The sequence below is a fragment of the Mesorhizobium sp. M1A.T.Ca.IN.004.03.1.1 genome, assembly GCF_003997555.1.
Classification (GTDB): Bacteria; Pseudomonadota; Alphaproteobacteria; order Rhizobiales; family Rhizobiaceae; genus Mesorhizobium.
On record NZ_RZTV01000718.1, the window covers coordinates 1 to 252 of the forward strand.

The 252-nt window shown below is 64.3% G+C and carries 1 pseudogene; it reads left to right on the forward strand.

The window, feature by feature from the left end:
• A pseudogene (locus EOD29_RS33550) lies at positions 1 to 252 on the forward strand (metal-dependent hydrolase); the annotation flags it as partial.

Here is a 252-nt window from a genome sequence, read left to right on the forward strand (position 1 = left end):
CTTCGTCGACGGCCATATTCATCTCGACAAGACGCTGATTGGCTTGCCATTCATCCCGCATATCCCGGGCGACACGGTCGCCAAGCGCATCGAGGCGGAAAAATCCCTGCGGCGCACGGTGGCGCTGCCGGTCGAAGCCCGCGGCGGCGCCCTGCTGGAGAAGCTCGCAGCCTACGGCACACTTTCCGTTCGCAGCCACGTCGACATCGATACCGAAGTCGGCCTGAAAGGCCTCGAGGCCGTGCTCTCGCT